The sequence below is a fragment of the Pseudomonas sp. RA_35y_Pfl2_P32 genome, assembly GCF_963970735.1.
GTDB lineage: Bacteria > Pseudomonadota > Gammaproteobacteria > Pseudomonadales > Pseudomonadaceae > Aquipseudomonas.
The window spans coordinates 1-405 of sequence record NZ_CAXAQF010000398.1; the positions used below are offsets into that span (position 1 = coordinate 1).

At 60.7% G+C, this 405-nt stretch carries 1 protein-coding gene; it reads left to right on the plus strand.

What is annotated here, in order from left to right:
* Positions 1–405, plus strand: a 405-nt coding sequence (locus AACY45_RS28880) for an immunoglobulin-like domain-containing protein (RefSeq protein ID WP_339548893.1), incomplete at both ends; no start/stop codon positions are given.

A 405-nucleotide genomic window follows, 5' to 3' on the forward strand; every position in this document is an offset into this window, starting at 1 on the left:
CCGCGACCCTGACCAACCCGGCGGGTACGCCGATGACCGTGACCTTGAGCAATGGCTCGGTCATCGTTATCGAAGCGGGTAAAACCACCGGTACCGTGCTGGTCGATACCCCGGCCAACGATGTGTATGTCAATGGCAGCACCGTTAGCACGACTATTACCGGGACTACTGGCGGCAACTTCGAAAACCTGGTGCCAAGCACCACGCCAGCCGTTACCACCATCAGTGATTCGACTGACACTACCGGCCTGACCTTGACCGCCACGGGCGGCATCACCGAAGGCGGCCAGATCACCTACACCGCGACCTTGACCAACCCGGCACAGACGCCGGTGACCGTGACCTTGAGCAATGGCTCGGTCATCACCATCGAAGCCGGTAAATCCACCGGTACCGTGGTGGTCG